Consider the following 6,000-nt stretch of genomic DNA (forward strand, 5'->3'; position numbering starts at 1 on the left):
GTTGCCCGCCCCCGCCCCGAGCGAAACGCGCGCCCGTTCCACGAACGAACACCTGGCGCTGAGGAGCCCCATGAATCATCGCTCAAATTACGAAAAGATCATGGAAAAGCCGCTAGCCGCCCCTTTACCAGTGCTGGATTAAGGAAGAACATGCCTCCGCTATACTTTGACAATCAAAGATCGCGATCGCGCTATCATTTCTGAGTGGGGATCGTTTTGCCGAAGCATCTCTTTACGCGCCTTGACCATCGCCGCGATGACGGGGCCGGCGACACGTTCATGCGCGAGGCCATGCGAAATTTCGACTGGCGTCACTCGCCCGCCGGCGCGATCGACGATTGGCCCGAACCGCTCCAACACGCCGCGCGGCTGATGCTGCTATCGACCGCCGCGATGACGATCCTGATCGGGCGCGAAGGGCTGTTGATCTACAACGACGCCACGCGCACGATGTTCGGGAACGATTATGACGGGGCGCTGGGCCAGCCGGTGGGCGCGGTGCTGCCCGAGGCCGCGGACTTTTACCGCGCGGCGATCGACGAATGTTACGATCGTCGCAGCGGGATCCGCTTTGCCGACGCGCCGATCAAGCTGCGGCGCAACGGCACACTGGCGACCGCTTGGTTCGATCTCGCCTTCACCCCGATCGCCAATGCCGAGGGCGATGTCTTCGGCGTCCTGCTCATCGCCAACGAGACGACCGATCGGATCAAGGCGCTGCGCGATCTGCAACGCGCGCGCGAGCGGATGGATATTGCGCTCGACGCCGGCGGAATCGTCGGCACCTGGGATCTCGATGTCGCGACCAATCGGCTGACCTCGGACGACCGGTTCGCTCGCCTGTTCGGCGTCAGCCCCGAGGAAGCACGCGTCGGCATCGACAACGAGATTCTCGTCAACGTCGTCCACCCCGAGGATCGCCAGCAGGTCGTCGCGGCGCTCGATCGCGCGATCCAGAGCGGCGCCGATTACCGATGCCGGTATCGCGCGATCACCCCCGATGGCGGCGTCCGCTGGTATGTCGATGCCGGCCGTGCGGTGCCGGGCGCCGACGGCAAGACGGCCAAGCTCTGCGGCGTCGTCATCGACCTCACCGATCAGGTCGCGACCGCCAACGCCCTCGCCGAAAGCGAGATGCGGTTCGACGCCCTTGCCGAATCGATCCCGCATATCGTCTGGAGCACCGACGCCGAGGGGCTTCACGATTATTTCAATCGTCATTGGAACGAGTTCACCGGGCTCGACGGGCTGACCGCGTCGCCCGACACCTGGACCCGGCTGGTCCATGCCGACGATTGGGAGCGGGTTTCGGGCACATGGGCACAATGCCTGGCGACAGGACAGCCCTATGATATCGAATATCGGTTCCTATACCATTCGGGGGCGTATCGCTGGCTGAAGGTGATGGCGCTGCCGCTGCGCGATCGCCACGGCCAGATCACGCGTTGGTACGGCACCGCCACCGACATCGACGACGCCAAACATCTCGAGACCGAACGCGAACTGGTCGCCAACGAACTCGATCATCGGATCAAGAATCTGTTCGCGCTGGTCAACGGGCTGGTCGCGCTGTCGGTCCGCGACGAACCGCAGATGGCACCGCTTGCCGCCGTGCTCCAGCATCGGCTGGGCGCGCTCCACACCGCGCACGGTTTCCTGCGGTCGACCAGCGCCAAGACCGACGTTCTCGGCGCGACCCTCCAGGCGCTGGTCCGCACCTTGCTCAAACCCTATGACGATGGCGGCACGCGTATCCTGATCGTGGGCGACGACGCCGCTATGAGCCAGGACATGGTGACGCCGCTGGCGCTGGTGTTTCACGAACTGGCGACCAATTCCGCCAAATACGGCGCGCTGGCCAACCCGCAGGGGATCATCCACCTCACCTTCACGCGAGGAAACGCGCAGATGCGCATCGACTGGCAGGAGAGCGGGCTCGCGATCAGCCGCCCGCCCGAGGACAGCGGCTTCGGCTCACGGCTGCTGACGCTGACGATCGAACGCCAGCTTCGGGGCGCGTTTTCACGTATATGGGAACCGACCGGCATGGCGTTCCACCTGACCATCCCGCTTGGCGTGTGATCGGGGCATCGAGCACGGGGCGCGCAACACTTCCCGGATGAATCGATGAATTGACCGGAAAGATGGCGGAGACGGAGGGGGCCACATCGAAGACCTACCATATTGATTATTTGGTTAATTTCAGTTCGATGTCCAGCGTATGCCTCATCTGACACCTCGCCTAAATCAACGCCTCTTTACGGTCTTTTCTGTTGAAGAAGCCCGTGTTTGCAGTTGGGTCAGGTGTCAATTCAGTCTTCGCGGACAAGGTGAACGTCGGCAGATGGTGTGTGAACGAACGGTGAGACAAGAGGCGCTGTTCCACAGTTTCCAATGCGAAGCAGCACGTTCCGGCGGATCATCTACAAAATCTGGTCAGCTGAACCAGAACGGTTTACACTCGACCCACACCATCAAATCCCGGGACCAAACAGCTAGATACTGGCGATGTAGGTGAGCGCGGTAAGCCGCCAGCACTCGCCACCCCCTGAGGCCAGGCATCACCAGTTGAAGCGGACGCCGATGGCACTTTGAGTCGCCGTACGCCGCTCGCGGCCGTCCACAGACCAGCGATGATCGACATGACCATAGAGGCTGGTGGTCCGCGTGATCCGGGCGGTCATTCCCCCGCCCAGTTCCACCGACGTGTTGCCAAAACGACTCTCGATCGCCGGGGAGGCCCCGAAGCTGGCCCGATCGGTGCCGTTGAAGCTATGCCAGAGATTGACCTTCGCATAAGGCTGCCACAGCGCAGCACCATCCTGCGCGCTATATTGCAACCGCCCACCAAAACGTCCGGTGACAGCGTCGCTCTCATTCCAGCCGATCGTCGAATACACGTCGCGACTGTCCTTGACCGACATAGTCTGGTAGATGATCTGGGCCTGCGGCTCGATCTGCCAGCGCTTGCTGAGATGGATCGGATAGCCGCCCTCCAGCGACGTGGTCAGGCCCGTGCCGCGGGTGCTCATCGCGGTATCATCGAACGATTTCGCCTTCGCATCGAACCAGTTTCTCTGGATCACCCCATCCAGATACCATCCCGAGGGGCCGAAATGGGTCCAGTAGGCGCCCACGGCCGGCCCGTTCAGGATCAGCTGGCCAACCTTCTGGTTGCGCTGACCGCGCGCGAGGCCACGCACCGATGACGAACGATAGTCGGTATAGGCGGCGTAGAGACCAACATGATCGCGATGGCCGTTGTCGTGCTGGCGCCGATAGAGATCGAGACCTGCCTGAAATCCAATAAGATCGGCGTCGCGCACGTTGGACTCGGCCGTATCTGCCCAGCGATTGTTGCTGCGTTCGCCGATTACCCGCATCCAGGCACCGTTCCCGAACCTGCCGGAACTGGTGAAGTCGCGAATGTTCATTTCTTCGCCGACGCGCTCATGCAGCGTGCCAAGGGTCGCCAGCCCTATATGGCGCGCCATGGCCGGAATCGGCGTGTAGAGCGGGACCTCGGGCCGGTAGAGCGGGATGACCCCGCCGGGCGCGTGCGGGTCAATCGATGTCGCGTCGATGCTGGAGCGCAGGAACCAGTCCTCGGTGCCCGAACTGCCGCCACGAAAGAGAAGATATTCGTAAGCGCCGGCGGTGACACGTTCGGTCAACACGAAGGCGCCCGGCTGGGTGATGCCGCCATTGACGGCTTGCAAGAGACGAATGCCATCGCCGACCGTAAGATCGCCGCCGCCGCCGGCATTGGTGACGGAGAGCATAGTCGTGCCCGTCGCCGTTCCGCCGTTGATCACCAACAGGTTGGTGGGGGAGTTGTCGGCACCAAGGGCGGTATTGAAGGCTATATGGCCGCCCTGCCCGTCATAATTGCCGGTCGTCAGCGTTGAGAAGCCGCTCGCGAGAGGCGCGAACTCGATAAGGCCGGCATTGGTGATCGTGCCAACGGCATTCGAGGTGCCGGTGACAATCCAGATGCTGGCGGCGTTCAGGCGAATATTGGATGCATGCGTCGCCTGACCGGTCCAATGGCTGTCCTGTAAAGTGATACTGGGCATATTGCCGGGTTCGGCGATCAGGTCACCGATCCAGTCGGTGGTCTTGAACGTCGCATTCACCTGATTGTCCGCGCCGGTCACCATGACGTTACCGGACACCGCACCCAGATCCGTCAGGTTGAGCGTCAGGTTGCTGGGCGTCGTGCCATTGGTCACCATGGCCAGCGCCGGGCGTCCGCCAACGAGCCTTGCTGAAATAGCGATGGGCCCCTGCAGCACGATGGTGCCGGTCCCACCTTGAGCGAGAATGAGCGGCCCCTGGCTCGATGCCAGCGTCCCACCGTCGATCGTCATGATTGTCGGCGTGGTCAGCGTACCGCCGGTGATCTGAACAACGGCAGCAGTGCTGCCGGAGACCCGCGTCGTGACATTCGAAGCAGTCAGGCCTGCACCATCCTGGGCGCTCAGGCCATGCGCAGACGCACCTGAAGTCGTCACGCTCCCCCCATCCAGCACAACCGTTGCCGCCGAGGCCACCACCCCCGACGCATCGCCTCCGGACGTGGCTATGGTCGCCCCGGTCGCGGTGATGTGCGCGCTGTCCTCCGCCCGCATACCCTCCGCACCGGCGCCATAAGTCGAGATCGCGCTGTTGGTGAGGTCGATCAGGGTGTCTGCACCGATGGCATAGGCACCATACGACCGCTGCCCCATGGTCGTGATCGGCAGGTCGCTGGCGAGGATGGTGCCTTGGCTGGTGGACTGTAGGCCGTAGGACACATCACCCAAAGTGAGGATTGAACCGCCGGAAACGGTGACAACAGTTCCCGCCTGACCCAAAAATATCCCGATTCCTCTATCGCCCCGCGTTTCGATCGCGACATTCGAAGACTGGATTTGCGAGGCGCTCCAGGCGTTGATGCCTCTTGCCCCCCTCGCCTTCCATCAACAGCGTGCTTTCGGAAATGGTGATGACCCCCGGCCCGCCCGCGCTGACGACGGCGTCACTCTCCTCCCCCGTCATGTGAATCTGTATATTGGACGCCACGATCTCGCCGCTGTTATTTGCATAGAGTCCACCGATGAAGGGGGCGTCGGAGCTCATCTAGCTGTTGCTGACCTCGATCCGGGAGCCGCTCCCCACGGCAAGAACGACATGTGACTGACCGATTACGCCTTGCGTGCTCAGTACCAGCCCCTCGCCGATGATCATTCCCCCGCCCGCCGCCACGAGGGCACCACCGACGTCGCCGGCCGCAGTGACGGTCGCATCAGTGATAACGATGCTCGACCCAACTCCGCTGGACCAAACCCCACTCGATTTTGCCCCCAGAGAATCTACCACCAGCCCGCGCGCGACGATCTCGCCGCCCCCCTCCGCTGAAAGCCCATCGCCGCCATTCGTGACCACTGAACCGCCCGTCAGGTCGACACGACCCGGGCCTGTGGCATGGATTCCGATCGCGTTCGTGTTGCCGTTGCTGATGATCGCGCCGCCGCGCCCCTTATGCGTCACCCGACGCGGTGTGCGACGAGATCGTCGACGACGCTGGGGTCGGCGAGGGTTGAGGTGTCGCCGAGGTTGGCGGTATCGCCCTCGGCGATCTTGCGCAGGATGCGGCGCATGATCTTGCCCGAGCGGGTCTTGGGCAGGCCGGGCGCGAACTGGATCGCATCGGGGGTGGCGATCGGGCCGATCTCCTTGCGCACCCATTGCGCCAGCGTCTTGCGCAGTTCATCGTCGGCGGCGACCCCGACGTTGAGCGTCACATAGGCATAGATGCCCTGCCCCTTGAGATCGTGCGGGAAGCCCACCACCGCGGCCTCGGCGACCAGCGGGTGGAGCACCAGCGCCGATTCGACCTCGGCGGTGCCCATGCGGTGGCCCGAGACGTTGATGACGTCGTCGACCCGGCCGGTGATCCAGTAATCGCCGTCCGCATCGCGGCGGCAGCCGTCGCCCGAGAAATAATAGCCCGGATAG

5 protein-coding genes are annotated in these 6,000 nt (G+C 63.1%); 1 reads left to right on the forward strand and 4 read right to left on the reverse strand.

What is annotated here, in order from left to right; translation table 11 throughout:
- The first annotated feature begins 291 nt into the window (after positions 1-291).
- Entirely contained in the window at positions 292-2,082 is a 1,791-nt protein-coding gene (locus tag NFE57_RS02080; RefSeq protein ID WP_252133887.1) for a PAS domain-containing protein, read from the forward strand.
- Between the two features lie 479 nt (positions 2,083-2,561).
- Here NFE57_RS02080 and NFE57_RS02085 read toward each other — a convergent pair whose 3' ends face one another.
- The 4 genes from NFE57_RS02085 to NFE57_RS02100 all read right to left on the reverse strand — a co-directional run.
- The gene (locus NFE57_RS02085; protein WP_252133888.1) at positions 2,562-4,856 is read right to left on the reverse strand and encodes an autotransporter family protein; all 2,295 of its coding nucleotides are present in this window, start codon (positions 4,854-4,856) and stop codon (positions 2,562-2,564) included.
- 16 nt (positions 4,857-4,872) lie between these two features.
- Entirely contained in the window at positions 4,873-5,121 is a 249-nt protein-coding gene (locus NFE57_RS02090) for a hypothetical protein (RefSeq protein ID WP_252133889.1), read from the reverse strand.
- On the reverse strand, positions 5,122-5,532 hold the full coding sequence (locus NFE57_RS02095) for a hypothetical protein (protein WP_252133890.1): 411 nt from the start codon (positions 5,530-5,532) through the stop codon (positions 5,122-5,124).
- The coding region (locus NFE57_RS02100) for an AMP-binding enzyme (RefSeq protein WP_417438296.1) at positions 5,529-6,000 on the reverse strand (472 nt) is incomplete at its 5' end. The genes NFE57_RS02100 and NFE57_RS02095, both read right to left, overlap by 4 nt.

The sequence above is a fragment of the Hephaestia sp. MAHUQ-44 genome, assembly GCF_023806085.1.
Taxonomy (GTDB): domain Bacteria; phylum Pseudomonadota; class Alphaproteobacteria; order Sphingomonadales; family Sphingomonadaceae; genus Sphingomonas.